Source organism: Halomonas organivorans (genome assembly GCF_014192055.1).
Classification (GTDB): Bacteria; Pseudomonadota; Gammaproteobacteria; order Pseudomonadales; family Halomonadaceae; genus Halomonas; species Halomonas organivorans.
Map to the genome: position 1 here is coordinate 405,354 of NZ_JACHXM010000001.1, position 25,253 is coordinate 430,606.

At 67.8% G+C, this 25,253-nt stretch carries 21 protein-coding genes; 13 read left to right on the forward strand and 8 right to left on the reverse strand.

Annotation, left to right across the window (positions count from 1 at the left end; translation table 11 throughout):
- Positions 1 to 74 precede the first annotated feature (74 nt).
- Positions 75 to 479, forward strand: coding sequence for a DoxX family protein (locus FHR96_RS01855; protein WP_183385932.1), 405 nt, complete (start codon positions 75 to 77; stop codon positions 477 to 479).
- Between the two features lie 134 nt (positions 480 to 613).
- Here FHR96_RS01855 and FHR96_RS01860 read toward each other — a convergent pair whose 3' ends face one another.
- On the reverse strand, positions 614 to 1,054 hold the full coding sequence (locus FHR96_RS01860) for a VOC family protein (RefSeq protein ID WP_183385933.1): 441 nt from the start codon (positions 1,052 to 1,054) through the stop codon (positions 614 to 616).
- Positions 1,055 to 1,138: 84 nt separating this feature from the next.
- Here FHR96_RS01860 and FHR96_RS01865 point away from each other — a divergent pair, with 84 nt between their 5' ends.
- Both FHR96_RS01865 and FHR96_RS01870 read left to right on the forward strand, forming a co-directional pair.
- Complete coding sequence (locus FHR96_RS01865) at positions 1,139 to 1,693, forward strand: DNA-3-methyladenine glycosylase I (protein ID WP_183385934.1); 555 nt, start codon at positions 1,139 to 1,141, stop codon at positions 1,691 to 1,693.
- Positions 1,694 to 1,723: 30 nt separating this feature from the next.
- A complete protein-coding gene (locus FHR96_RS01870; protein WP_183385935.1) occupies positions 1,724 to 2,791 on the forward strand; it encodes a metal-dependent hydrolase in 1,068 nt (355 codons plus the stop codon).
- Between the two features lie 81 nt (positions 2,792 to 2,872).
- Here the strand turns inward: FHR96_RS01870 and FHR96_RS01875 are convergent, their stop codons facing one another.
- From FHR96_RS01875 to metE, 3 genes are all read right to left on the reverse strand, one after another.
- Positions 2,873 to 3,472: an FMN-dependent NADH-azoreductase gene (locus FHR96_RS01875; RefSeq protein WP_183385936.1), complete on the reverse strand. Its 600-nt coding sequence runs from the start codon at positions 3,470 to 3,472 to the stop codon at positions 2,873 to 2,875.
- Between the two features lie 120 nt (positions 3,473 to 3,592).
- Positions 3,593 to 4,363: a COG3650 family protein gene (locus tag FHR96_RS01880; RefSeq protein WP_183385937.1), complete on the reverse strand. Its 771-nt coding sequence runs from the start codon at positions 4,361 to 4,363 to the stop codon at positions 3,593 to 3,595.
- Positions 4,364 to 4,465: 102 nt separating this feature from the next.
- Positions 4,466 to 6,772, reverse strand: a complete 2,307-nt coding sequence (gene metE / locus FHR96_RS01885) for a 5-methyltetrahydropteroyltriglutamate--homocysteine S-methyltransferase (protein ID WP_183385938.1) — start codon at positions 6,770 to 6,772, stop codon at positions 4,466 to 4,468.
- A gap of 261 nt (positions 6,773 to 7,033) precedes the next feature.
- Here metE and FHR96_RS01890 point away from each other — a divergent pair, with 261 nt between their 5' ends.
- A complete protein-coding gene (locus FHR96_RS01890; RefSeq protein ID WP_183385939.1) occupies positions 7,034 to 7,948 on the forward strand; it encodes a LysR family transcriptional regulator in 915 nt (304 codons plus the stop codon).
- Between the two features lie 9 nt (positions 7,949 to 7,957).
- Here FHR96_RS01890 and FHR96_RS01895 read toward each other — a convergent pair whose 3' ends face one another.
- The gene (locus FHR96_RS01895; protein ID WP_183385940.1) at positions 7,958 to 9,601 is read right to left on the reverse strand and encodes an ATP-binding protein; all 1,644 of its coding nucleotides are present in this window, start codon (positions 9,599 to 9,601) and stop codon (positions 7,958 to 7,960) included.
- The gene (locus FHR96_RS01900) at positions 9,601 to 10,314 is read right to left on the reverse strand and encodes a winged helix-turn-helix domain-containing protein (RefSeq protein WP_246392720.1); all 714 of its coding nucleotides are present in this window, start codon (positions 10,312 to 10,314) and stop codon (positions 9,601 to 9,603) included. Before FHR96_RS01900 ends, FHR96_RS01895 begins: the two co-directional genes overlap by 1 nt.
- Positions 10,315 to 10,667: 353 nt before the next feature.
- Here FHR96_RS01900 and FHR96_RS01905 point away from each other — a divergent pair, with 353 nt between their 5' ends.
- From FHR96_RS01905 to loiP, 5 genes are all read left to right on the forward strand, one after another.
- Positions 10,668 to 13,574: a ribonucleoside-diphosphate reductase subunit alpha gene (locus FHR96_RS01905; protein ID WP_183385941.1), complete on the forward strand. Its 2,907-nt coding sequence runs from the start codon at positions 10,668 to 10,670 to the stop codon at positions 13,572 to 13,574.
- 180 nt (positions 13,575 to 13,754) lie between these two features.
- Entirely contained in the window at positions 13,755 to 14,990 is a 1,236-nt protein-coding gene (locus tag FHR96_RS01910) for a ribonucleotide-diphosphate reductase subunit beta (protein ID WP_183385942.1), read from the forward strand.
- A gap of 246 nt (positions 14,991 to 15,236) precedes the next feature.
- Positions 15,237 to 15,557 carry a hypothetical protein gene (locus FHR96_RS01915; RefSeq protein ID WP_246392722.1) on the forward strand — a complete coding sequence of 107 codons (321 nt, stop codon included), beginning with the start codon at positions 15,237 to 15,239 and terminating at the stop codon, positions 15,555 to 15,557.
- 227 nt (positions 15,558 to 15,784) lie between these two features.
- Positions 15,785 to 16,813 carry an L-glyceraldehyde 3-phosphate reductase gene (gene mgrA / locus FHR96_RS01920; protein ID WP_183385944.1) on the forward strand — a complete coding sequence of 343 codons (1,029 nt, stop codon included), beginning with the start codon at positions 15,785 to 15,787 and terminating at the stop codon, positions 16,811 to 16,813.
- Positions 16,814 to 17,231: 418 nt separating this feature from the next.
- Entirely contained in the window at positions 17,232 to 17,990 is a 759-nt protein-coding gene (gene loiP / locus FHR96_RS01925; RefSeq protein ID WP_183385945.1) for a metalloprotease LoiP, read from the forward strand.
- A gap of 78 nt (positions 17,991 to 18,068) precedes the next feature.
- Here the strand turns inward: loiP and FHR96_RS01930 are convergent, their stop codons facing one another.
- Positions 18,069 to 18,707, reverse strand: coding sequence for a rhomboid family intramembrane serine protease (locus FHR96_RS01930; RefSeq protein ID WP_221195654.1), 639 nt, complete (start codon positions 18,705 to 18,707; stop codon positions 18,069 to 18,071).
- 184 nt (positions 18,708 to 18,891) lie between these two features.
- Here FHR96_RS01930 and FHR96_RS01935 point away from each other — a divergent pair, with 184 nt between their 5' ends.
- The 4 genes from FHR96_RS01935 to FHR96_RS01950 all read left to right on the forward strand — a co-directional run bounded on the left by FHR96_RS01935 (position 18,892) and on the right by FHR96_RS01950 (position 23,586).
- Positions 18,892 to 20,949: a TonB-dependent receptor family protein gene (locus FHR96_RS01935; RefSeq protein WP_183385947.1), complete on the forward strand. Its 2,058-nt coding sequence runs from the start codon at positions 18,892 to 18,894 to the stop codon at positions 20,947 to 20,949.
- A 90-nt stretch (positions 20,950 to 21,039) separates the two neighbouring features.
- Positions 21,040 to 21,447, forward strand: a complete 408-nt coding sequence (locus tag FHR96_RS01940) for an NUDIX hydrolase (protein ID WP_183385948.1) — start codon at positions 21,040 to 21,042, stop codon at positions 21,445 to 21,447.
- A gap of 2 nt (positions 21,448 to 21,449) precedes the next feature.
- Positions 21,450 to 21,656, forward strand: a complete 207-nt coding sequence (locus FHR96_RS01945; protein ID WP_183385949.1) for a DUF3565 domain-containing protein — start codon at positions 21,450 to 21,452, stop codon at positions 21,654 to 21,656.
- Between the two features lie 112 nt (positions 21,657 to 21,768).
- A complete protein-coding gene (locus FHR96_RS01950; protein WP_183385950.1) occupies positions 21,769 to 23,586 on the forward strand; it encodes a monovalent cation:proton antiporter-2 (CPA2) family protein in 1,818 nt (605 codons plus the stop codon).
- 95 nt (positions 23,587 to 23,681) lie between these two features.
- Here FHR96_RS01950 and FHR96_RS01955 read toward each other — a convergent pair whose 3' ends face one another.
- On the reverse strand, positions 23,682 to 25,175 hold the full coding sequence (locus tag FHR96_RS01955; RefSeq protein ID WP_183385951.1) for a sodium:solute symporter family protein: 1,494 nt from the start codon (positions 25,173 to 25,175) through the stop codon (positions 23,682 to 23,684).
- Positions 25,176 to 25,253: the final 78 nt, after the last annotated feature.

The window sequence follows — 25,253 nt, forward strand, 5'->3', positions numbered from 1 at the left end:
ATCGCGACCAAGCTTGCCCCAGGCGGGCCTTTCGGACAATGCTTTCAGCATCCCCATCGACACGGAGATGTCCCATGCTCAATGCATTGCACAACGAGCCCCTCGGCAAGCTGATCCTGCGCCTCGGCGTAGGCGGGCTGATACTGTTCCACGGCATATCCAAGCTGCTCAATCCGGGATCGATCGACTGGATCGGTGGCATGCTGGAGGGCTACGGGCTGCCCGCCGTGCTGGCCTATGGGGTACTGATCGGCGAGGTCGTCGCCCCGATCATGGCCATCGTCGGTTGGCAGGCCCGGCTGGCGGGACTGCTGATGGCCGGCAACATGCTGGTGGCCTTCCTGCTGGTGCACACCGGCCAGATCTTCATGCTCAACGACAACGGCGGCTGGGAGCTGGAGCTGCAGGGCCTGTACTTCCTCGGCGCCCTGGCGCTGGTGTTCCTGGGCAGTGGCCGCATGGCGGTCCGACCGGACTGACGCCACGGCCCACCATGACACCGCCGCCGACGGCTTCCCCGTCGGCGGCGGACGTCTCACCGCTCACGCCTTCACCACTCGCTACTCACGACTCACCACTAACCACTCGCCACTTCCGCCTCACTCTTCTCCTTTCACCACGACCCCTCATTCTCCATGGAGGCCCAGGGCTCCTGCGGGGCCTGGGGTTCGCCTTCCTGCAGCAGCTCGACGGAGATGCCGTCGGGGCTCCTGACGAAGGCCATGTGGCCGTCCCGGGGCGGACGGTTGATGGTGACCCCGCCGGACTGAAGGCGTTCGCAGAGCGCATAGATATCGGCCACGCGATAGGCCAGGTGGCCGAAGTTACGCCCGCCGGTATAGGTCTCGGGGTCCCAGTTCCAGGTCAGCTCGAGTTCCGGCGCCTGGAGCTCCGTCGAGCGCGCCTCGTCGGCGGGCGCAGCGAGGAACACCAGCGTGAAGCGGCCCTTCTCGCTCTCCTTGCGACGCACTTCCTCGAGGCCGAGCAGGTCACAGTAGAAGTGCAGCGAGGCTTCCAGATCGCTGACCCGGACCATGGTGTGCAGGTATTGCATGAAATTCTCCTTATTCACAGAACGGACGAACCGGGGCATGCTGACAGCAACACACGACTTCGCCAAACTCGACGAGCAGGACTCATGAGCCACTACTGTGACCTGGCCCCGGCCCATCCGTTTCACGGCCCCTATCACGACCACGAATACGGCTTCCCGGTGGAAGGCGACCACGTGCTCTTCGAACGCCTGGTGCTGGAGATCAACCAGGCCGGGCTGTCGTGGCTGACGGTGCTCAAGAAGCGCGACGCCTTCCGCGCGGCCTTCGAGGACTTCGACATCGACCGCGTGGCCGCCTACGGCGAGACAGAGCGAGCCCGCCTGCTGGGGGATGCCGGCATCATCCGCAACCGCCTCAAGGTCGACGCGGTCATCCACAACGCCGGCGTGGTGCGTCGGCTCCAGGCCGAGCACGGCAGCTTCCGGGGATGGCTGGAGGCGCACCACCCACGCCCCCATGGCGACTGGGTCAAGCTGTTCAAGCGTACCTTCCGCTTCACCGGCCCGGAGATCGTCGGCGAATTCCTGATGAGCACCGGCTACCTGCCCGGCGCCCACCGCGACGATTGCCCGGTACAGACGCGCATCCTCGCCGCGGGACCCGCCTGGGCGCGCCCGGACGCCACGTCCGACACCTGAGCCGGCGCCGACGAGAGGACGCACGCGAACATGGATTCCCTGACACAGGCCGCGCTGGGCGCGGCGATCGGTGGCACCGTGCTGGGCCGCCGACTGGGCCGCAAGGCGGTGCTGCTTGGCGCCGTCCTGGGCACCCTGCCCGACCTGGACGTGGTCATCGACTACGGCGACGCGGTCGCCAACGTCACCCGCCACCGCGGTTTCAGTCACTCGCTGTTCGTGCTGGCCGGGCTCGCGGCGGCCCTGGCGCTGCTGGCGACGCGCCTCGCGCCTGCGCGCGACATCGGCCTGCGGCGCTGGGCGACCTTTTTCGGCCTATGCCTGCTCACCCATCCGCTGCTGGACGCCCTGACCACCTACGGCACCCAGCTATGGTGGCCGCTGGACGTACGCCCCACGGCCTATCCGCTGGTATTCATCATCGATCCGCTCTATTCGCTGCCGCTGCTGGGGGGCGTGCTGATAGCGCTGATCACCGGCCGTGCCCACCGAGCCCCGGCCTGGGGACTCGCGCTCTCCTGCCTCTACCTGACGTTGTCGCTGGGGGCCAGGACGCTGGTCGAGCAGCGCCTCGAACCGGTGCTTGCCGAACGCGGCTTGAGCGAGGCGCCACGGCTGGTGCAGCCCACGCCCTTCAACGTGCTGCTGTGGCGCGCCACCGTGGCAGAGAGTGATCGCTATCACGAGCTGCTGATTGGCGTCTTCGACGGCCGCCAGCGGCCTCGCGTGGAAACCTTCACGCGCGGTACCGAGGCGGAGGCGATCGCCCTCTCCGGCCGGGCCGGCCGGCGGCTGGACTGGTTCGCCGGCCCTTTCCTGCACTACGAGATCGATGAACGAACCGAGCCGGCCATCCTGGTGGCCACCGACCTGAGGCTGGGCTTCCCTGGCTTTCATCCCTTCCGCTTCGCCCTCGCCGAGCGCAGCACGGACGGCTGGCGGCCGCTGACGCCCACCCGCCAGTTGGATGCCCCGCGCCGAGACAGCGACGAGGCCCTTCAGCTGCTGGGAGCCCGCCTGCTGTCGCCGGATGCCAGACTTTGCCTTGGCCGATTCGTCGACCCGCGCTGGCGGCTGGCCTCGCCGCCCACCTGCTGAGCATCGCCCACGCGAAAGCAGGGCGGCCCGAAGGCCGCCCTGCTCACTTTCCACGTTCCGGCGCCGGTCCGGCGTTCGGGGTCAGAGACGCTCGACCAGCCCGGCGATGGCCTGGCGAGCCTCGGCCATGGCGCCGTCGCGCTGCGCCTCACCCATGGCCAGCCCCTCGGCGAACACCGTGTTCACCTCGCCGATGCCCATCAGGCCCAGCATGCCCTTGAGGTGCGGGGTCTGGCTGTCGAGCTCGGTACCGGCATACTGGCCACCGCGGGCGGCCAGGATCACCGCACGCTTACCTTCCAGCAGGCCCTGGGGACCGTTCTCGGTGTAGCGGAAGGTCACGCCGGCACGCATCACGCGGTCGAACCAGGCCTTGAGCTGGGAGGGAATGCCGAGATTGTAGAGCGGCACGCCCAGCACCACGACGTCATGCGCCTGGAGCTCCTCGATCAGTGCATCGGAGCGGGCCGCCAGCTCGCGCTGTTCGTCGCTGCGCTCGTCCGCTGCCACCTGCCAGCTGGACAGCTCCGCCAGGCCCAGATGGGGCAGCTCGTCGGCCACCAGGTCGCGGCGGGTGATTTCGACGCCGTCACGCTCGACGGCCAGGCCGCTGAAGTGATCGGCCAGTTGCTGAGAGTTGCCGCCGAGGATGGAAGAGGTCAGAACGAGGACGCGGGTCATGGCGATCTCCTTGAAGCATCGTTAGCTGAGGAATGATCGCCATTATATATTCGTTTTTGACCACGATAAGCGGGAAAAACCGCAGCTATCGTTCGACTATATCGAACAAAGGCGAGGCGCTCAGGGCGCAATCCCCTGCCCGCAGCCCCGGTAGGTCTCGCCATTGAGCGCCAGTGTCACCCGGGCCGGCCAGGGCTGGCCGCTCATGTCGTCGAAACAGGCCTTGGCCTCGATGCGCAGCGTGAAGGGGCGGGCCGCCTGGCCGCTGGCCAGGATCACCCGGCCGGCACCGTTGTCGAGGGTAGTCACCCGGTAGGGCAGCGTCAGCTCCCGATTGCCGTAATCCAGCGACAGATCGAGCTTCGGCACGTCGTTGGCCAGCTCGACGCTCCAGCCCGGCTCGTTGCCGCGGCCATGGAACATCACGCCCGGATGGCCCTCGCGGGTCAGCGCATCCAGGGCGATATCGCGCCGGCAGTCCAGCCGGCCTCGCTGGCTCTCGACCAGCGCCTCGTTGCCCTTGAGCCAGACGCTCAGCGCCCCCTTCTGGTAGCGGCTACCGCTGGCCACCACCGCAGGCTCGAGCCGCGTGGCGCCAAGGGCCGACCACAACCTCAGCTCGTCTCCGGTGGCGGCGGTGACCAGATCCTGGGCCGGGGTGCAGCGCCAGCCGACCAGCTCGTCGGCCTCGCCGGGGAACAGCGTCGAGGGCAGCAGCGGCGCCTTGGGCGATGCCGGGGCCTCATCCTCGGCACCGGCGTTGGCCTCGTCGATCGCCGGCGGCTCGGGAGCAGGCTCAGGCGCCGGCGAGTTCACGTAGGTGACGCAGCCGGACAGTCCCAGCGCCATCAGTAGCGGCAGGGCGATCCGGAAAGACGAGGAATGCGGCATGGCAATGACTCCTTGTGCAGCGGGACTCCATGGCCGCCAGCATACCAGTCGCCGGGCGGCTTGGCGCCGCCCGGCGAGGGTCGTCATGAGGATCGGCCCGGCTCAGCCGTGACGCCGGCGCAGCACCCGCGCCGCCTCGACCATGTTGGCGAGCGCCGGCTCCACCTCCGCCCAGCCGCGGGTCTTCAGGCCGCAGTCCGGATTGACCCATAGCCGGTCGACCGGGATGCGCTCGGCCGCCTTGTCCATCAGCGCCACCATCCAGTCCACTTCGGGGATATTGGGCGAGTGAATGTCGTAGACGCCCGGCCCGATCTCGTTGGGGTACGCGAAGTCGCGGAAGGCGTCGAGCAGTTCCATGTCGGAGCGCGAAGTCTCGATGGTGATGACGTCGGCGTCCAGCGCGGCGATGGCGCCGATGATGTCGTTGAACTCCGAGTAGCACATGTGGGTGTGGATCTGAGTCGCATCGGCCGCCACCGCCGCGCTCAGCCGGAAGCAGTCCACCGCCCAGTCGAGATAGCCCTGCCATTCGGCCTGGCGCAGCGGCAGCCCCTCGCGCAGCGCCGGCTCGTCGATCTGGATGGCCTGGATGCCGGCGGCCTCCAGGTCGGCCACTTCGTCGCGCAGCGCCAGGGCGATCTGCCGACAGGTGGTGGCGCGCGGCTGGTCGTCGCGCACGAAGGACCACTGCAGGATGGTCACCGGCCCGGTGAGCATGCCCTTCATCGGCTTGTCGGTAAGCGACTGGGCCCGCTCGCTCCAGCGCACGGTCATCGGCGCCTGGCGGGCCACGTCGCCGAACAGGATCGGCGGCTTGACGCAGCGCGAGCCGTAGCTCTGCACCCAGCCGAAGCGGGTGAAGGCGAAGCCATCGAGCCGCTCGCCGAAGTACTCGACCATGTCGTTGCGCTCGGCCTCGCCGTGCACCAGCATGTCCAGCCCCAGCGCCTCCTGCCGGCGCACCGCGCCTTCGATCTCGGCTTCCATGCGCGCCTCGTAGTCGGCGCAGGACAGCTCCCCGGCCTTGTGCGCACGACGCGCGGCGCGGATCTCGGCGGTCTGCGGGAAGGAGCCGATGGTGGTGGTGGGGAACAACGGCAGGTCGAGGCGCCGCCGCTGGGCCCGGACTCGGTCGACGTAGGGGCTGGCCCTCTCGCTGTCGGCGTCGCGCACTGCCGCCAGCCGCTCGGCCACCGCCGGGCGATGGATGCGCGGCGAACCGCGACGCGCGGCCAGCGCCACGCCGGCCTCGGCCAGCCGCGCCTCGTCGTCGGCGCTCAACCGAGCGCCCAGGGCACGGCCCAGCAGCACCGTCTCATCGAGCTTCTGGCGGGCGAAGGCCAGCCAGCCCTTGAGCTCGTCGTCGAGCTCGCTCTCGGCCGCGAGGTCCACCGGCACATGCAGCAGCGAGCAGCTCGGCGCCAGCCACAGCCGATCGCCCAGGCGGGTCGCCAGCGGCACCAGCCGGCCGCGCAGCGCGGCCAGGTCGGCGCGCCAAACGTTGCGACCGTCGATCACGCCCAGCGACAGCACCTTGTGGGGCAGCAGGCGGTCGACCACCGCCTCGACCTGCTCCGGGGCACGCACCGCGTCCAGGTGCAGGCCGTCCACCGGCAGCCCCACGGCCAGCGAGAGATTATCGCCCAGCCCACCGAAATAGGTCGCCAGCAGCAGCTTGAGCGGTGCCGCCTGCAGGCGGTGATAGGCCCGCTCGTAGGCCTGCTTCCAGTCCGCCGGCAGGTCCTGCACCAGTGCAGGCTCGTCGAGCTGCACCCATTCGACGCCCTGGGCGGCGAGCCTGGCCAGCACCTGGTCATAGACCTCCAGCACCCCGTCGAGCAGGCTGAGGCGGTCGAAGGCCTCGGCGTGGTCGCCGCGTCCCTTGCCCAGCCACAGCCAGGTCAGCGGACCGGTCAGCGCCACCTTGACCGCATGGCCCTGCTCCCGGGCTTCCGCGACCTCGTCGAAAAGCCGCGTGCTGGCCAACTGGAAGCGCTGTCTCGGGTAAAGCTCAGGGACCAGGTAGTGGTAGTTGGTATCGAAGTACTTGGTCATCTCGCAGGCCGCCGCGGGCTCGCCGCTGGGCGCGCGACCGCGGGCCATGCGGAAGGCGGTGTCGAGATCGACCTCGCCGCGGGCCACCTCGTGCTCGGCGCCGAAGCGCGCCGGCACTGCCCCGAGCAGGGTAGAGACGTTGAGCACCTGATCATAGAAGGCAAAGTCGCCGACCGTGACCAGGTCCAGGCCGGCCTCGCGCTGGGCCGCCCAGTGGCGGCGGCGCAGTTCGCGGCCCTCGGCCTCCAGGTCCTGGCGATCGATGTCGCCCTTCCAGTAAGCCTCGCTGGCCTTCTTGAGTTCACGGTCCGCGCCGATACGCGGATAGCCCAGAACATGAGCAATTGTCATGATAAAACCCCATGAACATGAATGATGCCACGGAGTTTGGCTGGCCACGGATGGTGAATCAAACTAAACTTTCTAATCTTGAAAATGAAAAGGGTTCAGGAAGCACGACAGGAATAGGCAAGCAGGAGAAGCGCAGGACGTCCGGAGCGGAGCAACCGGACCAGTGCCATGCCGGGTGAGGATCGACCGGGCTGGCACTCCAGCACCGCGTAACGCAGCGATTCGCCTACGCCGCCATCCCGCCGTGTTTCCATCACTGACATGCTCGAACTTCGTCACCTCCGCACCCTGATCGCCCTGCGCGACGCCGGCTCCCTGGTGGAAGCCGCCGAACGGGTGCACCTGACCCAGTCCGCCCTCTCCCACCAGATCAAGGATCTGGAGGAACGCTTGGGGAGCCCGCTGTTCCTGCGCAAGACCCGACCGGTGGAGTTTACTCGCGCCGGCCTGCGCCTGCTGACGCTGGCCGAACAGGTATTGCCCCAGGTGCGCATGGCGGAGCGTGACCTGGCACGGCTGGCCGGCAACGAGCAGGGGCGGCTGCACATGGCCATCGAGTGCCACAGCTGCTTCCAGTGGCTGATGCCCACCGTCGACCACTTCCGTGACCACTGGCCCGAAGTGGAGATCGACATCCCCGGCGGCCATCACTTCGATCCCCTGCCCGCCCTGGCCCGCGAACAGCTCGACCTGGTGATCACCGCCGACCCCCAGCCGCTGCCCGGCGTCCACTACGAGCCGCTGTTTCGCTACGAGGGACTACTGGCCGTGGCCCGCCAGCATCGCCTGGCCGGCCAGCACTTCGTGACGCCGGAGGAGCTGGTCGACGAGACCCTGATCACCTATCCGGTGGAGCACGGCCGGCTGGATGTCTTCACCCAGTTCCTCGACCCGGCCGGCTGCAAGCCCCGGGAGGTACGCACCGCCGAGCTGACCATCATGATGATGCAGCTGGTCGCCAGCGGCCGCGGGGTCTGCGCACTGCCCAACTGGGCGCTGACCGAATACCTGGAACGGGACTACGTGAAGGCGGTACCGCTGGGTGAGCACGGGGTGTGGAGCACGCTGTTCGCGGCGATCCGCGAGGAGACCCGGGACGCCCCCTGGATGGAAGACTTCCTGCGTACCGCCCGCGAGACATCGTTCTCGGTGCTGTCGGGGATCAAGCCGGCCTGAGCGGACGGCTCAAGCGTCCCGGACCGTGGCTCGCTGGGGCAACAGCAGCGTGAAGCGAGCCCCGCCAAGCGACGGACTGTCATCGACCATCACGCTGCCGCCGTGCCAGGCCATGACCTTCTGCACGATAGACAGCCCCAGACCGTAGCCCCCCGAGCGCCGGGCGCGGCTGTTGTCCAGCCGCGCGAAGGGCTTGAAGATCTCGCTGCGCTTGGCCGTCGGCACCCCGGGGCCGTCATCCTCGACGTCGAAGCGCACCAGCCGCGGCTCGCCGTGGATGCGAATCATCACCCGGGAGCGCGCATGGCGACAGGCGTTGGCCACCAGGTTCTGCAGCGCCCGCTGCAGATAGCGTGTCTCGGCCGCGGCCTCCACCTCGGCGCCGGGCGCCAGGCTGAGACTGAGGTGGGCATGCAGCGGATGCAGCGTCTCGATGACCCGCTCGGCCATGGCCCGGCACTCCACCAGCGAGGTCTCGAAGGTCACGCCATTGACGGATTCGCTGCCCAGGCGCGCGTAGGTAAGAATCTCGTCGACCAGGTCGTCCAGTTCGGTGATGTCGGCGTCGATGCCCTGCAGGTGGCGACGCACCCCCGGATCGTCGGTCATGTCCTCGACCATCTGCACGGCGAAACGGATACGCGCCACCGGGGTGCGCAGCTCGTGAGACACCGCCCGGATCATGTCCTGCTGGCCACGCAGCAGCGACTGCACCTGAGTCGCCATACCGTTCAGCGCCATGCCCAGCCGGCTCAGGAAGTCGTTGCCCTCGACCTTCACTCGGGTGTCCAGACGCCCGGCGGCGATGCGCGTGGCGGCGAGCTCGAGCTTGGCCATGCGCGCCTCCACGCCGCGCACGATCAGGTAGATGATCACTGCCAGCATGGCCAGCAACAGCAGCAACAGCAGCAGCAGCAGCAGCAGCGAGGCCGGCAGCGGCTCGAAGGCATACAGCGGGCCGACCTCGACCCATTGCATGTCGCCATCGGCGCTCGACAGCCGCAGGTAGAGCGACATGGCCCAGCGCTGGGGCAGCAGGCGCACGACCACCTCGGTGTCTCCCAGCGTGGCCAGGCGTGCCGGGTCGAGGCCCTCGGGCGGCGTATCGGTGAGCTTGAGCTGGATCACTCCGCTGCGCAACCGGTCGAGCCGGGCGGCCCGCTGCCCGGGCGGCACCGCCATCAACCACTGCCCCAACTGACGGGCCAGCCCCATCAGCTGGTCTTCGCCCAGCGACGCCAGTTCGGCCCGCATCAGCAGGGGCTCGTCCGCCAGCCGGCGGTGCAACCGCCAGCCCATGGCCTCGGTCTGACGCACCAGGGTCTGGCCACCCTCGAGACGGGCTCGGTCGAAGTAGCCAAGCGGGTAGTCCGCCATGTCATGCAGCGACAGCTGGATATTCAGCCGGGCACTCTGCTCGCGCAGCCAGTCGGCCCGCCGCTCGGCGGGGAGCGCTTCGAGCTGAGCCGTCAGCAGGGTCATCGGAGCCTCGGCGAGCTGCTCCTGGTAGTGCTGGCGACGCACCTTGTCGACGACGGTGATGGCCAGCAGTGCCAGGGCGAAGATCATCACCAGGGCCAGGGCCAGCAGCACATAGACCCGCAGGAAGGTGCTGTCGGCCAGGGCCCGGGGCAGCAAGCGGGAGGTTGCCATCAGCCGTCCTTGACGAAAAGGTAGCCCTTGCTACGAACGGTCTTGATACGCTGCGGCTGGTTGGGATCGTCGCCGATCTTGGGACGAATTCTCGAGACTCGCACGTCGATCGAACGATCCTGGCCGTCGTACTTGATGCCGCGCAGCTGGGAGAAGATCTCCTCGCGGGTCAGCACCCGGCCGGCGTTGCTGGCCAGCAGCCACAGCAGATCGAATTCGGCGCTGGTCAGGTCGATGCGCTCCCCGGCCAGGAAGGCCTCGCGGGTCGCGTTGTCGACTTCCAGCTGGCCGAACGCCAGCCGCACCTCATCCCCGACCGGCTCCGCTTCACGGCGACGCAGCAGCGCGCGCATGCGGGCCAGCAGCACCCGCGGCTGAACCGGCTTGGCCACGTAGTCGTCGGCGCCCATTTCCAGCCCCAGCACCTGATCCATGTCATCGGTGCGGGCGGTCAGCATGAGGATCGGCCCGGGATACTCCGAACGCACCCGGCGACAGATCGACAGGCCGTCCTCGCCGGGCAGCATCAGGTCCAGGATCACCAGGTCGGGTTGCAGGGAGAGGATCCGCTCGACGCCGTTGGCGCCGTCGGGTTCGAGGGTCACACGGTAACCGTTGGCCTCGAGGTAGTCGCGGGTCAGCTCGGCCAGGCGCTCATCATCCTCGATGATCAGCACGTGATCCTGTTCTTGGGGGTCCAGGCTGTCGTCCATTTCTGCGTCATCATCCTCAACGGGCGTTCGGGTAGAGTGGCACCGTCGGCGCTTGACCGACCACCGATAGCTAAAGAATACCCGACAACGCCTTCCTTCGCTCGAAGGTCGCCGGCACGAATTCACGCCGACGGCCCAACCATGCGGCCTCGCGATGAGGTGCCGAATCACCCCCCGAAAGGCCACAGCCCATCCACAACTTATCCACTTGATGAGCGGTCAAAAGCACACTATCTTGTGCTCGACCTCGGCAGGAACACCACATCATGTGGCACTAGCAACCTTGCCGCACTCTGTCAACCGTCGCCCTCCGGCGGCCTTCTTCAACCGACAAGGTAGGGAACCCCGGCGCCATGGATACCACCGCTGCCCCGGACCGTCCGTCCGTCTCCGTTACTGCACCGCAGACCCTGCGTGTCATCAAGCGCACCGGCGATGTCGTGCCCTTCGATGCCGGCAAGATCGCCGTGGCCCTGAGCAAGGCCTTCATCGCCGTGGAGGGCGACAACGCCGCCACCTCCTCGCGGGTCCGCGATTTCGTGCAGCGCGCCTCCGAAGGCATCGCGCAGGCCTTCCTGCGCCGCATGCCCGACGGCGGTACCGTCCACATCGAGGACATCCAGGACCAGGTCGAACTGGCCCTGATGCGCGCCGGGGAGCAGAAGGTCGCCCGCGCCTACGTGCTCTACCGCGAGGAGCACGCCCGCGCCCGCGCCGAGTCCGGTGCCGATATCGAAAAGCCCCACCCGACGCTCAACGTCACCGCGCCGGACGGCAGCACCCGCCCGCTCGACCTGGGTCGGGTCGAGACCCTGGCCTTCGACGCCTGCGAGAACCTGTCCAACGTCGATCCGGGCAAGATCGTCGAGGACTCGCTGAAGAATCTCTACGACGGCGTGACCGTCGACGGTGTCTCCCAGGCGCTGATGATGACCGCGCGCACCCTGGTCGAGAAGGACCCCAACTACACCTACGTCACCGCCCGGCTGCTGCAGGACAACCTGCGTCGCGAGGCGCTGTCGTTCCTGGGCATCGCCGACGAGGCGACCTACCAGGAGATGGCCGAGCTCTACAAGCCGGCCTTCCAGGCCTACATCGGCAAGGGCATCGAGTTCGAGCAGCTCGACCCGCGGCTGGCCGAGTTCGACCTCGAGCGCCTGGGCGATGCTCTTGACCACACCCGCGACGCCCAGTTCACCTACCTGGGCCTGCAGACCCTCTACGACCGCTACTTCATCCACCGCGACGAGGTCCGCTACGAACTGCCCCAGGTGATGTTCATGCGCGTCGCCATGGGCCTGGCGCTCAACGAGGACGACCGTGAGGCACGGGCCATCGAGTTCTACGAGCTGCTCTCCAGCTTCGACTACATGGCCTCCACCCCGACCCTGTTCAACTCGGGCACCGTGCGCAGCCAGCTCTCCAGCTGTTACCTGACCACCGTGCCGGACGACCTGGACAGCATCTACAGCGCCATCCGCGACAACGCCCTGCTCTCCAAGTGGGCCGGCGGCCTGGGCAACGACTGGACTCCGGTGCGCGCGCTGGGCTCCTACATCAAGGGCACCAACGGCAAGTCCCAGGGCGTGGTGCCGTTCCTCAAGGTGGTCAACGACACCGCGGTGGCCGTCAACCAGGGCGGCAAGCGCAAGGGCGCCGTCTGCGCCTACCTCGAGAGCTGGCACCTCGACATCGAGGAGTTCCTCGAGCTGCGCAAGAACACCGGTGACGACCGTCGCCGCACCCACGACATGAACACCGCCAACTGGGTGCCGGACCTGTTCATGAAGCGGGTCTTCGACGACCAGGAGTGGACCCTGTTCTCGCCGGCCACCTGCCCGGACCTCCACGACCTGTACGGCGCCGCCTTCGAGAAGCGCTACCAGGAATACGAGGAGATGACCCGCAACGGCCAGCTCAAGCTGTTCAAGCGCGTCAAGGCCAAGGACCTGTGGCGCAAGATGCTGTCGATGCTGTTCGAGACCGGCCACCCGTGGATCACCTTCAAGGATCCGTGCAACCTGCGAAGCCCCCAGCAGCACGCCGGCGTGGTCCACAGCTCCAACCTGTGCACCGAGATCACCCTGAACACCTCCCCGGAGGAGATCGCGGTGTGCAACCTGGGCTCCATCAACCTGGCCCAGCACGTGGTGGACGGCGCCTTCGACGGCGACAAGCTGAAGAAGACCGTCAAGACCGCGGTGCGGATGCTCGATAACGTCATCGACATCAACTACTACGCGGTGCCGCAGGCGAAGAACTCGAACTTCAAGCACCGCCCGGTGGGGCTGGGCATCATGGGCTTCCAGGATGCCCTGTACGCCCAGGACATCGCCTACGCCTCCGAAGAGGCCGTGACCTTCGCCGACACCTCCATGGAGCTGGTCAGCTATCACGCCATCGAGGCCTCCAGCGACCTGGCCGCCGAGCGCGGTCGCTACCAGAGCTTCGAGGGCTCGCTGTGGGACCAGGGCGTGCTGCCCATCGATTCCATCGAGAAGCTGAAGCAGGAGCGCGGCGAGAAATACATCGAGGTCGACACCTCCGCCACCCAGGACTGGGATCGCATCCGCGACAAGATCGCCCACCAGGGCATGCGCAACTCCAACGTCATGGCCATCGCCCCGACCGCGACCATCTCCAACATCTGTGGCGTCTCGCAGTCGATCGAGCCGACCTACCAGAACCTGTTCGTGAAATCGAACCTGTCGGGCGAGTTCACCGTGGTCAACGCCTACATGGTCAACGACCTCAAGGCGCGCGGACTGTGGGACGAGGTGATGATCAACGACCTCAAGTACTACGACGGTTCCGTACAGCCCATCGACCGCGTCCCGGACGATCTCAAGGCCACCTACGCCACCGCCTTCGAGGTCGAGCCCAAGTGGCTGGTCGAGGCCGCCGCGCGCCGCCAGAAGTGGATCGACCAGGCCCAGTCGCTGAACCTCTACATCCAGGGCGTCTCCGGCAAGAAGCTGGACGTGACCTATCGCATGGCCTGGTTCCGCGGCCTCAAGACCACCTACTACCTGCGCGCCCTGGGCGCCACCTCGGTGGAGAAATCCACCGTGGACCGCGGCAACCTCAACGCGGTGAGCAACGCCTCGCCCGGCGCCGCCCCGGCGCCGACGCCGTCCGCCGCACCGGAAGTGAAGGAGCCCAAGGGCATCGACGACTTCCTGCAGGGCAAGAGTGGCAGCGGCTCCCGGGCGCCCTCGGCGGGCGAGATCGACGAGCTGGGCTGCGAGGCCTGCCAGTAACTGCTTGAGCTTTAAGCTATAAGCTGGAAGCCGTAAGAAAAACCGACGGCTTCCGGCTCAACGACCAACTGATACCTGTGGGAGCGCAGCTTGCTGCGCGATTCAAGAGACCTCCGAGGTCCCCTCGCGCAGCAAGCTGCGCTCCCACGAACCATCCGGAATGCCACCGGGAGAGACACCATGCTGAACTGGGACGAGTTCCACGAAGACACGGCTGATAACGACACCGCGACCGCCGAGGCGCCGCAGCCCGCACCCAAGGCCGAGGCACCCGCGGCCGAGGTCCGCGACAGCGCCGGCGCCTACCAGGTGGCCGAGCAGGATCGTCTGGCCCGCGCCAAGCAGTCCCTGGAGGAGCTCGATGTCGCCGCCGGCCTCGAGGAGCTGGAAGTCGGCGCCCAGCGCATCGACGTCGACGACAAGCGGATGATCAACGCCCGCGCCGACCTCAACCAGCTGGTGCCCTTCAAGTACGAGTGGGCCTGGCAGAAGTACCTGGACGGCAGCGCCAACCACTGGATGCCCCAGGAAGTGAACATGAACGCCGACATCGCGCTGTGGAAGAGCGCGGACGGCCTCACCGAGGACGAGCGCCGCATCGTCGAGCGCAGCCTGGGCTACTTCTCCACCGCCGACTCGCTGGTCGCCAACAACCTGGTGCTGGCCGTCTATCGCCTGATCACCAACCCCGAGTGCCGCCAGTACCTGCTGCGCCAGGCCTTCGAGGAGGCGATCCACACCCACGCCTACCAGTACTGCGTGGAATCGCTGGGCATGGACGAAGGCGAGGTCTTCAACATGTACCGCGAGGTGCCCTCCGTCTCGGCCAAGTCCGCCTGGAGCCTCAAGCACACCCAGTCGCTGGCCCGCCCGGACTTCCACACCGGCACCCCGGAGACCGACCAGGAGCTGCTGCGCAACCTGATCGCCTTCTACTGCGTGACCGAAGGCATCTTCTTCTACTGCGGCTTCAGCCAGATCCTGTCCATGGGCCGGCGCAACAAGATGACCGGCGTCGCAGAGCAGTTCCAGTACATCCTGCGCGACGAGTCGATGCACCTGAACTTCGGCGTCGACATGATCAACCAGATCAAGATCGAGAACCCGCACCTGTGGACCGCCGAGTTCCAGGACGAGGTCACCCAGATGATCCTCGAGGGCACCGAGCTGGAGATCGCCTACGCCCGCGACACCATGCCCCGCGGCGTGCTGGGCATGAACGCGGCGATCATGGAGGAGTACCTGCACTTCATCTGCAACCGCCGCCTGGCGCAGATCGGCCTCAAGGAGCAGTTCCCGGGCGCCGAGAACCCCTTCCCGTGGATGAGCGAGATCATCGACCTGCGCAAGGAGAAGAACTTCTTCGAGACCCGCGTCACCGAATACCAGGTGGGCGGCGCGCTGAGCTGGGATTGATCACAGCTCCTCGTGTGGAGGCACGGCCATGATCGAGAACGCCATTCCTTCTCGCCATGTTGACTACCGGAGTGCAGAACGCTCCGCGTGGCCTCCCTCGACCGGAGGTCGAGCCATTGCCGGCTCGATGTCCACTCGTGGAAACGCCCCGCTCGGCACCGCCGAGCGGGGCGTTTTTCATGCCGCCGGGTGCCATCAAAACCCGGACAACGCCTGTCTCCAGGCGACACCATGGAGGACCATCCGATGATGCATGCCACCCCGCAACGCGCTTCCCACCGCGATGTCCAGGCCTGGCAGTCGGCCCTGGAATGTGCGCTGGCCGCCCATGACGACGAGGTCGCCCTGGCCCACTATCCCCATGTGGCCCATGCCTTCCCCTCGTCATCCCCCAACCCCTATACCCCCGACCATCCCCTGCTCGACTACCGCGAGCTGAAGGCCTGGGCCACCGACCGGGGCTGGCACGTGCGTCCGGCGCCGGAGCGGGCCTCTCGGGACGAGAAATACCAACCCCCGGTACGCTTCAGCCGACGGGCACGCGACCGGCGGCCTCACACCCATTGAGGCTACACCGGCGCCTTCTCCCTGGCCCGCGACACCAAGGCCGACGCAGCAGCGTCGGCTTTTTTCGTTCGCCGCTCCCGTCATCCCCTGGGCAAGCGGGTCGGTGTCACCGTCCTCAGGGCCAGACCGTCGTCGAGTTTTCCCGCCGCCGGTCGATGCGCATAATGGCATGGCAGACGACCACCCGGCGGGGCCGGCGCGCCCCGCCCTCGGCACAGGACGGACCCATGCGCTATACGCCCTCGGAAGACCGCTACCAACGAATGCCCTACCGCCGCTGCGGGCGCAGCGGCCTGAAGCTGCCCGCCATCTCGCTCGGGCTATGGCAGAACTTCGGCGACAACGCCAGCGCAGACAACGCTCGGGCGATCTGCCGTACCGCCTTCGATCACGGCATCACCCACTTCGACCTGGCCAACAACTACGGCCCGCCCCCGGGCAGCGCCGAGGCGCTGTTCGGCCGCATCCTGCAAAGCGACTTCGCCGGGCTGCGCGACGAGCTGGTGATCTCGACCAAGGCCGGCTACTGGATGCACCCCGGCCCCTACGGCGAATGGGGCAGCCGCAAGTACCTGCTCTCCAGCCTGGATCGCAGCCTCGAGCGCCTGGGCATCGACTACGTGGATATCTTCTACTCTCACCGCTTCGATCCCGAGACGCCACTGGAGGAGACCATGGGTGCGCTCGACCAGGCAGTGCGCCAGGGCAAGGCGCTGTACGCCGGCATCTCCTCCTACAACGCCCAGCGCACGCGCGAGGCAGTGGAGATCCTTCGCTCGCTGGGCACGCCCTGCCTGATCCACCAGCCGAGCTATTCGCTGGTCAATCGCTGGATCGAGGACGATGGCCTTCTCGACACCCTCGACGAGCTGGGTACCGGCTCGATCGTGTTCTCGCCGCTGGCCCAGGGACTCCTCACCGACAAGTACCTCAAGGGCGTGCCCGACGACAGCCGGGCGGCCCAGGGCGGAAGCCTCAAGGACGCCCACCTGTCGGCAGAGAACCTGGAGCGCGTGCGGGCCCTGAACGCGATCGCCGAGCGCCGCGGCCAGTCGCTCGCCCAGATGGCCATCGCCTGGGTACTGCGCAGAGGCCGGGTGACCTCGGCGCTGATCGGCGCCAGCCGGCCGCAGCAGGTCATCGACTGCGTGGGCGCCCTGGAGCAACTCGATTTCAGTGACGCGGAACTGGCCGAGATCGACCGCTACGCGGTGGAAGGCGGCGTGAATCTCTGGGCGGCCTCGGCGGAACGCTGAGCTGGAAGGGCGAGGCACCGCCTCGCCCTCGTCCTAGGGAGGTACGCACTCCCCTCCTCCGCGATCAGCAGCCCTCCACCCGCTGAACCCGCCGATGACGGCATCGGCGCTCCCTACCGTGTCGGCGATGGACGTGGTGATCCGACGCCCGGTCTCCGAACAGCCAACGCCAACGCCAACGCCAACGCCAACGCCAACGCGGGTCCATCGTTCGAGTATTCCCACCAAGATGTAAGCAATATCTCACATCCAGATTGCCCGATCTCCTGTAAAGTCCGACGCGCCTGAACCGCCTTCCAGAAGCCTTTCCACCCTATCCAGGCCTGGCGAAAGCTTCTCGGTTCGGCCTCAGCGTAAGGCGTTTTCGCCACCGAATGCGCTGACAGGGATACGTCACTCAAGACTCAATGGAGATGTCATGCAAATCCGCACTACGCTTGCCGTTGCCGCCCTTTGCAGTTCAGCCCTCATCGCCGGCTGCGAGAGCCTTTCACCCGATGCCATGATGCAAACCGGCATGGGGGCCTTCAATGCCGCCACCCTGAGTGACGAGGAAGTCCGCCAGATGTCCGAAGAATCCTGCGCGCAGATGGACGCCGAGGCGCAGATCGCCGGGGAGGACTCCGTCTACGGGCAGCGCCTTGAGACCATTGCCAGCCACCTCGGCCACGAGATCGATGGCACGCCGGTCAACTACAAGGTCTACCTGAATGACCAGCCCAATGCCTGGGCCATGGCCAACGGCTGCGTGCGCGTCTACAGCGGGCTGATGGACATGATGAACGACAACGAGGTCGAAGGCGTGCTGGGCCACGAGCTGGGACACGTGGCGCTGGGCCATAGCAAGAAATCCATGCAGACGGCCTATGCCACTTCTCTCGCGCGCGATGCCATGGCCGCTTCCGGCAACGCCGCGGTCGCCTCCCTGTCCAGTTCCCAACTAGGCGACCTGGGGGAGAAATTCGTCAACGCGCAGTTCTCGCAGAGCCAGGAAACGGCGGCCGACAACTTCTCCTTCGAGCTGCTGGGCGAACGCGGCATCTCCCGCCAGGGCCTCGTCACGGCCTTCGAGAAACTGGCCAGCCTCGACGGTGGCGAAGGCAGCCTCATGTCCTCCCACCCGGGTTCCTCGGAGCGCGCCGAGAACATGCGAGCGAAGCTCAACGCCGAAGGCTGATGGCGCGGGCCTCGCAAGGGGCGATCATCGACACGTCACTGCACGCCTCCGCTTGGCACGCCCAAGCGGAGGCGTGTTTCATCGGCGACGCCGCCACGTCAGCATCAGCGCCAACCCCACCAGCATGCCCGCCAGGTGTGCGAAGTGCGCCACGCCCTGGCGCGTACCGGCGATGCCCGACCATAGCTCCACCACGCCGATGACGATCACGAAGTACTTGGCTTTCATGGGAATCGGCGGGATCAGCAGCAGGATGTACTGATTGGGATAGCGCATGCCGAAGGCCAGCAGCAACGCATAGACGCCGCCCGAGGCGCCCACCGTGGGCGCGTAGGCGCCCGTCGAGACCACCAGCAGCTGCGCCGCGGCCGCGCCCAGCACGCACAGGACGTAGTAGAGGGCGAAGCGCTGGCTGCCCCAATCACGCTCCAGGGGGCTGCCGAACATCCACAGCACGAACATGTTGATGGCCAGATGGAAGAAACTGCCGTGCAGGAAGGCGTAGCTCAACAGTTGCCAGAGGTGGAACTCGCCCACCGGCATGCCGGCGGGCAGCGGCAGCGCCTCCGGCGCCACGCCGAGGGGCCAGAGCGCGAAGTAGCGCAGCATCGGGCCCGGCAGCATCAGCTGCACAAGAAAGGCCAGGCCGTTGGCCGCCAGCAGCAGAGTGATCACCGAGGCCCCACCACCGGCCGCGCGCTCCCGCATGGGTCCCATCCGCCTCTCCTCCCGGCTCGGCATCTTCTCAAGGTGGACGTCGACGATCCGAGGGGCAAGGCCTGGCCGACGTTGAAGACCTCTGTCGCCTGGTCGACGATTCGGAGGCATGGACACGATTTGTCAGGCATCACTTAGGATGCGAACATTCTGCCCCCTCCACCACGTACCGACAGGACGCCCAATGCCCCGACATGCCCTCGCTCCCGCCATGATGACGCCCCTTCTGCTGCTGCCCGCCGCCGGCCAGGCCGCCGAGCTCGCGCTCAAGCCGATGACGGTCAGCGCATCGCGGCTCGAGCGCGAGCTCTATGCCACGCCGGCCGCCGTTTCCGTGGTGGAAGGCGAGCAGATCGCCCAGGGCCAGTCGCGCGAGCGCCTCGATGAGTCACTGTCGAGCGTGCCGGGGCTCTATCTCCAGAATCGCCACAACTTCGTCCAGGGCGAGCGCATATCGATCCGCGGTTTCGGCGCCCGCACGCCCTGGGGCGTTCGCGGCATCACGGTGCGCGTCGACGGCATTCCCTACACCCTGCCCGATGGCCAGGCCCAGCTCGATGCCATCGACCTGGACAGCGCCCAGCGCATCGAAGTGATTCGCGGCCCTGCCGCGGTGCAGTACGGCAACGCCGCCGGCGGCGTGATCGACGTCACCACCGCCGACGGCGAAAGCGACCCCGGCACCCGGCTGCGCGTCGAGGGCGGCAGCGACGGCTATCGCAAGCTGGCCCTCAGCAACGGCGGCGTCGAGGGCCCCTGGTCGCACCACGTCAGCGTCTCGGCGCTGGGCCTGGACGGCTATCGCGACCACAGCGAGGTCGAGAAGTACCAGCTCAACGCCAAGCTACGCCGCGAGCTGGACGCGGACCGCTCGGTCACCGCCATCGTCAACCTGCTCGACAATCCGCGCTCCGAGGATCCGGGTGGGCTGACCGCCGAGGCGGTCAGCGAGGACCGCAAGGGCACGATCGACAGCAATTTCTATTCGCCGACCCGCATCGATGCGGGACAGTCGATCGACCAGCAGGTGCTCGGCCTGGAGTACGAGGACCTCGCCGCCGGCCCCGGCGAGTTGACCCTGCGCGGTTTCTACCTGCAGCGCGACTTCGAGCAGCAGCTGGCCTATGCGGGCGACAGCTTCGTCGCCTACGATCGCGACTACTACGGCGGCAGCGCCGAGTATCGCCAGTCGCTGACCGTCGGCGGCCTGCCGCTGAGCTACGTGACCGGCGTCGACGTGGCGCGCCAGGAGGACGAGCGCTACCGTGACGAGGTCACCATCGACGGCGACCATCAGGGCCGCGTCGCCGACGAGACCCAGACGGCCAGTTCGGTCGGCGTCTTCGCCCAGGGCGACCTGGACCTGAGCGATCGCTGGACCCTCTCCCTCGGCACCCGCTTCGACCACACCAAGTTCGATATCGACGACGCCTACCTCGCCGACGGCGACAACAGCGGCGATCGCCGCTTCGATCAGTGGAGCGGCAGCGCCGGGCTGAGCTACCGCTATCTGCCCGACCATCAGGCCTATCTCTCGACCGGCACCGCCTACGAAACGCCGACCTTCACCGAGTTCGCCAATCCGGCCCGCGTCGGCGGCTTCAATCCGGACATCGAACCGCAGAAGGCCTGGAACCGCGAGATCGGCCTGCGCGGCACCTTCGCCGACGCCGGCCTCGACTACGACGTGGCGCTGTTCTCGACCCGGGTGCGCGACTCGCTGATCGCCTATCGTGATGACGCGGGCCGCGACTTCTATCGCAACGCCGGACGCAGCCGCCAGGACGGCCTGGAAGTGGCCCTGGGCTGGCAGTTCGCCGAGGACTGGCGCCTCGACAGCGCCCTGACCCTGGCGCGCTACGAATTCCAGGACTACGTAGATGGCGACGGCAACGACTTCGCCAACCACCGCATCCCGGGCCTGCCCGAGCGCACCTGGGTCAACCAGCTGACCTGGCAGGGCATTGGCGAGCGCTTCGCCACCCTGGAGACTCGCTATGTCGGCTCGATGGTCGCCGACGACGCCAACCGCGTGAAGATCGACGACTATTGGCTAGCCAACCTGCGCGTCGGCGATGGCTGGCGCCTCGGCGGCGACACCCTGCTCCGCACCTACGTCGGCGTACAGAACCTGTTCGACCGCGAGCACTTCGACAACATCGTCATCAACGACCAGCGCGGGCGCTACTTCTCCACGGCGCCGGACCGCAGCGTCCATGCCGGCGTAGAGCTGGCGTTCTGACCACGCCGTCCGTACCACCCTGGAAGGGCGAGGCGGCTCCGAAAGCGGAATGCTAGAATCGCTCGCCCTCACCCGCCACGGAGCTCCGCCATGACCACCGACGCCCCGATCCTGCATATCGCCGCCGCCCTGATCGAGGACGCCGAGGGCCGGCTGCTGCTGGTGCGCAAGCGCGGCACCACCGCCTTCATGCAGGCCGGCGGCAAGCTGGAGCCCGGCGAGTCTCCCGCCGCCGCCCTGGCCCGGGAGCTCGAGGAGGAACTCGGCCAAGCCCCGACGCGTCTCGAGCCGCTCGGCGAGTTCTCCGCACCGGCCGCCAACGAGCCGGGCCACGAGCTGCGCGCTCACCTGTTCCGCGCCGAACTCGAGGGGCCACTGCAAGCCGCGGCGGAGATCGCCGAACTGCGCTGGGTGACTCCGGCCGAGGCCCTGGCGCTGCCGCTGGCCCCGCTGACCCGCGACCGGGTGCTGCCACGCGCCGGCCTGGCCACGGCCTGACCATGCGCCAGGCAATCGTCGGCTATCACCGCGACGAAGAGGGCCACTGGGTGGCCGAGCTGGCCTGCGGGCATGGCCAGCACGTCCGCCATCAGCCGCCCTGGGCCGAGCGCCCCTGGGTGACCACCGAGGCCGGCCGACGCTCGCGGCTGGGCCTGGCGCTGGAGTGCACCAAGTGCGACCGCGGCGAGCCGCCGGACCGGCCGTGAACGCCCGCCGGGGAATCCCTGGCCCACTTCTTGCTTGGCCATTGGGGCGGTCCTCTGCGGTAGGATGGGGACTCGCCGACCGCCACCTGCATCGCCACTGGAGGAGCCCGCCTTGGCCATCGCCCTGCTCTACAACGCCCTGATCTTCCTTGCCGCCGCGGTACTGATCGTGCCGCTGGTCAAGCGCCTGGGGCTCGGCGAGGTGCTGGGCTACCTGGTCGCCGGGGTGGTGATCGGCCCCTCGGCGCTGGGGCTGGTCCCCGATGCCGATGCGGTGCTGCAGTTCTCCCAGGTGGGCATCGTCTTCCTGCTGTTCGTGATCGGCCTGGAGCTCAAGCCGTCGCGCCTCAAGCTGATGCGCAAGGCGGTGTTCGGCTTCGGCAGCCTGCAGGTGGCCATCACCACGGCGCTGCTCACCGGCCTGGCGCTGGCGGCGGGGCTCTCGCCCGCCGCGGCCCTGGTGGTCGGCTTCAGCCTGGGGCTGTGCTCCACGCCGCTGGTGCTGCAGCTGCTCGGCGAGCGCGGCGAGCTCTCCAGCCGGCACGGCCGCTACGCCTTCGCCCTGCTGCTGTTCCAGGACCTGGCCGCCATTCCGGTGCTGGCGGCCATCCCGCTGCTGGCCGGCGACGACCCGCTGGCCAGCGGCTGGGGCCATATGTTGAGCGAAGTCCTGATCGCCGTCGGCGCCTTCGCCGGGCTGATCGTCGGCGGTCGCTATCTGCTGAGGCCGCTGTTCCGTTTCGCCGCGGCGACCCGCAGCCGCGAGGTGTTCGCCGGCACCGCCTTGCTGGTGGTGATCGGCGCCGCCCTGCTGATGGAGCTGGCCGGGTTGTCCATGGCGCTCGGCGCCTTCATCGCCGGGGTGCTGCTGGCCGACTCGGAGTATCGCCACAGCATCGAGGCCGACATCGAACCCTTCCGCGGCCTGCTGCTGGGGCTGTTCTTCATGGCCGTGGGCATGACCGCCCAGATCGGCCTGCTGGCCGAGCGCCCCGGCCTGGTGCTGGGCCTCGCCACCGCCCTGCTGGCCGCCAAGTGGCTGAGCCTGGTGGTCGCCACCCGCGCCTATCGCGGCGACTGGAAGGTGGCGCTGAACCTGGGCGCGCTGCTCTCCCAGGGCGGCGAGTTCGGCTTCGTGCTGCTTACCGCGGCGGGCGCCGCCGCCCTGCTGGATCCGGCGCTGGTCGGCCTGCTGGTGCTGGCAGTGTCGCTGTCCATGGCCGCCACGCCAGTGCTCGTCCAGCTGCATGCACGCTTGATCCGTCCGCTGTTCAAGGCCGGCAAACCACGCCGAGACTTCGACAGGCCGCCCCAGAACGGCCCCCAGATCATCATCGCCGGCTTCGGACGCTTCGGCCAGATCATGGGGCGCATCCTGCAGGGTCTGAAGATTCCCTACACGGTGCTCGACATCAACGCCGAACACGTCGACGTGGTACGCCGCTACGGCAACGAGATCTACTTCGGCGACGCCTCGCGCCTCGACCTGCTGGAGGCCGCCGGGGCCGACAAGGCCCGGGTGCTGGTGGTGGCGGTGGGCGACATCGAGACCTCGATGCGCATCGTCCAGCGGGTCAAGCGTCGCTTCCCGCACCTGCGCCTCTACGCTCGGGCCCGGGACCGCTACCACGCCCAGCTGCTGATGCGCGCCGAGGTCGCCTACATCATCCGCGAACTGCTGCCGGCGAGCCTGGAGCTGACCCGCGAGGTACTGGTCGGCCTCGGCATCCCTCGCGACCAGGCCCAGCACACCGTGGATACCTTTCGCCCCCACGACGAGCGCGCCCTGGAGCGCCAGCTCGAAGCCTTCGGCAACAAGCAGCAGCAGATACAGACCATCCAGCAGGCCGCCCGTGAGCTCGAGGAGCTGTTCGAAGCCGACGAGGACGTCGCCACCACCGCGCCCGGGCGCCCCGCCGAGCGCCGCTGAGCCGACGCGGCGCGAGCCGCCGCCCCGAACGAAACGCGCCAGGCCCCGCCCCCGGAGACGGGAGCGGGGCCTGGCGACGAGGAGCGAGCCTCAGGTCAGGCGTCGACGGCCTTGGTGTTGCCGAGCGGTACCTCGGGCACCGCTTCCATGCGCTCGCGCTCTTCGGAGATGACCTGCAGGGCCTCCGCCTCGCTGCGCCGCGATGCCGGGGTCGCCAGGCTCACCGCCACGCCGGCCAGGGCCGCCAGCAGCACCGCCGGAATGCTCGGGTTGCCCCAGTAGGCGCTCCAATCGGCATTGGCGATGATCGCCAGCGACGTCGCCGAGGCCACCACCAGCGAGGCGATGGCCCCCTGCCAGTTGTAGCGCGGCCAGAAGCGCCCCAGCATGCCGCACACGAACATCCCGGCCAGCACCGTGGACACCATCCTGGTGATATAGGAAATCACGTTGTCGGAGCTCAGCGCGAAGGACAGGGCCAGGCCGATGGTGACCACCAGCCCCACCCGCGAGAACAGCACCACGTGGCGAGCCGAGGGCGCACGGCCCTTGACCAGCACGTAGACATCGCGAATCAGGGTGGTGACGCCGGCGATGGCATCGCTGCTGGCGCTGGACATGGTCGCCGACAGGCCGGCCACCAGCAGCAGCAGCCCGAGCCCCACCGGCAGCACCTCGGTGGCCAGGTAGGGGAAGGCGAAGTTGCTGTTCTCGAGGTCGGGATTCAGCGCATGGGTGGCCATGCCGATGATCGCAGGCACGATGGAAAACGCCATGTACAGCACACCGGTGATCAGGAAGGAGCGACGCACCGAGCCCACTGAGGCCCCGGAGTAGATGCGCTGGCGGAACGACGGGGTGGCCAGCACGCCGACCGCGATCACCGTGGACAGCGAGATCGCCGGCAGCAGGCCGATCTTGTCGATGGCCAGGAAGCTCGTGGCGGAGTCGTCGAGCGCCGCGGTCATGGCCTCGAAGCCGCCCACCTCGACCACCGCCACGCCGGCCATCAGGAAGAAGCCGATGAACAGCACGATGGCCTGCACGGTGTCGGTCCATACCACCGCCATGTAGCCGCCGATCACGCAGTAGACGCCGAAGCCCAGCGCGACGATGATCTTGGCCTGCCAGGCCGGGATGTCGGCCATCCACGCCAGGTAGAGCCCGCCGCCGAGGATATGGGCGCCGAGCCAGCCGATGCAGGCGATGTAGATCAGCAGCGCCACGACGTTACGCACGATGCGATTGGCGCCGACGTAGAACGACAGCTCCTCGCTCATGGTCATGAAGCGCAGCCGACGGATGCCGGAGAAGCACAGCGCCAGCAGCAGCACGCCGATGGAACCGCCGATGCCATAGAGGGCGCCGCCCCAGCCGCTCGAATAGCCGAAGCCCACCGCGCCCATGCTCGAGCCGGTGCCGACCATGGTCGCCACCGTGGTGCCCACGGTGAGGAACAGCGGTACGCTGCGCCCGCCGAGCAGGAAATCATCGCCGGTGCCGCGGTCGTTGCGCGAGACCCACCAGCCGAAGCCGATCATCGCCAGGATATAGACGAAGAAACTGCCGAGGAAAAGGTGACTGTTCATACAGACCTCTTATACTTGTCGTCCCGGTCGTTGCCGCGATCGGGACAGTGGACGTTTGCCGTTTGCTGTGCCTGGCGC

Coding starts and splice junctions, on each gene's coding strand:
- FHR96_RS01855 (WP_183385932.1), top strand. CDS start 75: ATGCTCAATGCATTGCACAACGAGCCCCTCGGCAAGCTGATCCTGCGC.
- FHR96_RS01860 (WP_183385933.1), bottom strand. CDS start 1,054: ATGCAATACCTGCACACCATGGTCCGGGTCAGCGATCTGGAAGCCTCG.
- FHR96_RS01865 (WP_183385934.1), top strand. CDS start 1,139: ATGAGCCACTACTGTGACCTGGCCCCGGCCCATCCGTTTCACGGCCCC.
- FHR96_RS01870 (WP_183385935.1), top strand. CDS start 1,724: ATGGATTCCCTGACACAGGCCGCGCTGGGCGCGGCGATCGGTGGCACC.
- FHR96_RS01875 (WP_183385936.1), bottom strand. CDS start 3,472: ATGACCCGCGTCCTCGTTCTGACCTCTTCCATCCTCGGCGGCAACTCT.
- FHR96_RS01880 (WP_183385937.1), bottom strand. CDS start 4,363: ATGCCGCATTCCTCGTCTTTCCGGATCGCCCTGCCGCTACTGATGGCG.
- metE (WP_183385938.1), bottom strand. CDS start 6,772: ATGACAATTGCTCATGTTCTGGGCTATCCGCGTATCGGCGCGGACCGT.
- FHR96_RS01890 (WP_183385939.1), top strand. CDS start 7,034: ATGCTCGAACTTCGTCACCTCCGCACCCTGATCGCCCTGCGCGACGCC.
- FHR96_RS01895 (WP_183385940.1), bottom strand. CDS start 9,601: ATGGCAACCTCCCGCTTGCTGCCCCGGGCCCTGGCCGACAGCACCTTC.
- FHR96_RS01900 (WP_246392720.1), bottom strand. CDS start 10,314: ATGGACGACAGCCTGGACCCCCAAGAACAGGATCACGTGCTGATCATC.
- FHR96_RS01905 (WP_183385941.1), top strand. CDS start 10,668: ATGGATACCACCGCTGCCCCGGACCGTCCGTCCGTCTCCGTTACTGCA.
- FHR96_RS01910 (WP_183385942.1), top strand. CDS start 13,755: ATGCTGAACTGGGACGAGTTCCACGAAGACACGGCTGATAACGACACC.
- FHR96_RS01915 (WP_246392722.1), top strand. CDS start 15,237: ATGATGCATGCCACCCCGCAACGCGCTTCCCACCGCGATGTCCAGGCC.
- mgrA (WP_183385944.1), top strand. CDS start 15,785: ATGCGCTATACGCCCTCGGAAGACCGCTACCAACGAATGCCCTACCGC.
- loiP (WP_183385945.1), top strand. CDS start 17,232: ATGCAAATCCGCACTACGCTTGCCGTTGCCGCCCTTTGCAGTTCAGCC.
- FHR96_RS01930 (WP_221195654.1), bottom strand. CDS start 18,707: ATGGGACCCATGCGGGAGCGCGCGGCCGGTGGTGGGGCCTCGGTGATC.
- FHR96_RS01935 (WP_183385947.1), top strand. CDS start 18,892: ATGCCCCGACATGCCCTCGCTCCCGCCATGATGACGCCCCTTCTGCTG.
- FHR96_RS01940 (WP_183385948.1), top strand. CDS start 21,040: ATGACCACCGACGCCCCGATCCTGCATATCGCCGCCGCCCTGATCGAG.
- FHR96_RS01945 (WP_183385949.1), top strand. CDS start 21,450: ATGCGCCAGGCAATCGTCGGCTATCACCGCGACGAAGAGGGCCACTGG.
- FHR96_RS01955 (WP_183385951.1), bottom strand. CDS start 25,175: ATGAACAGTCACCTTTTCCTCGGCAGTTTCTTCGTCTATATCCTGGCG.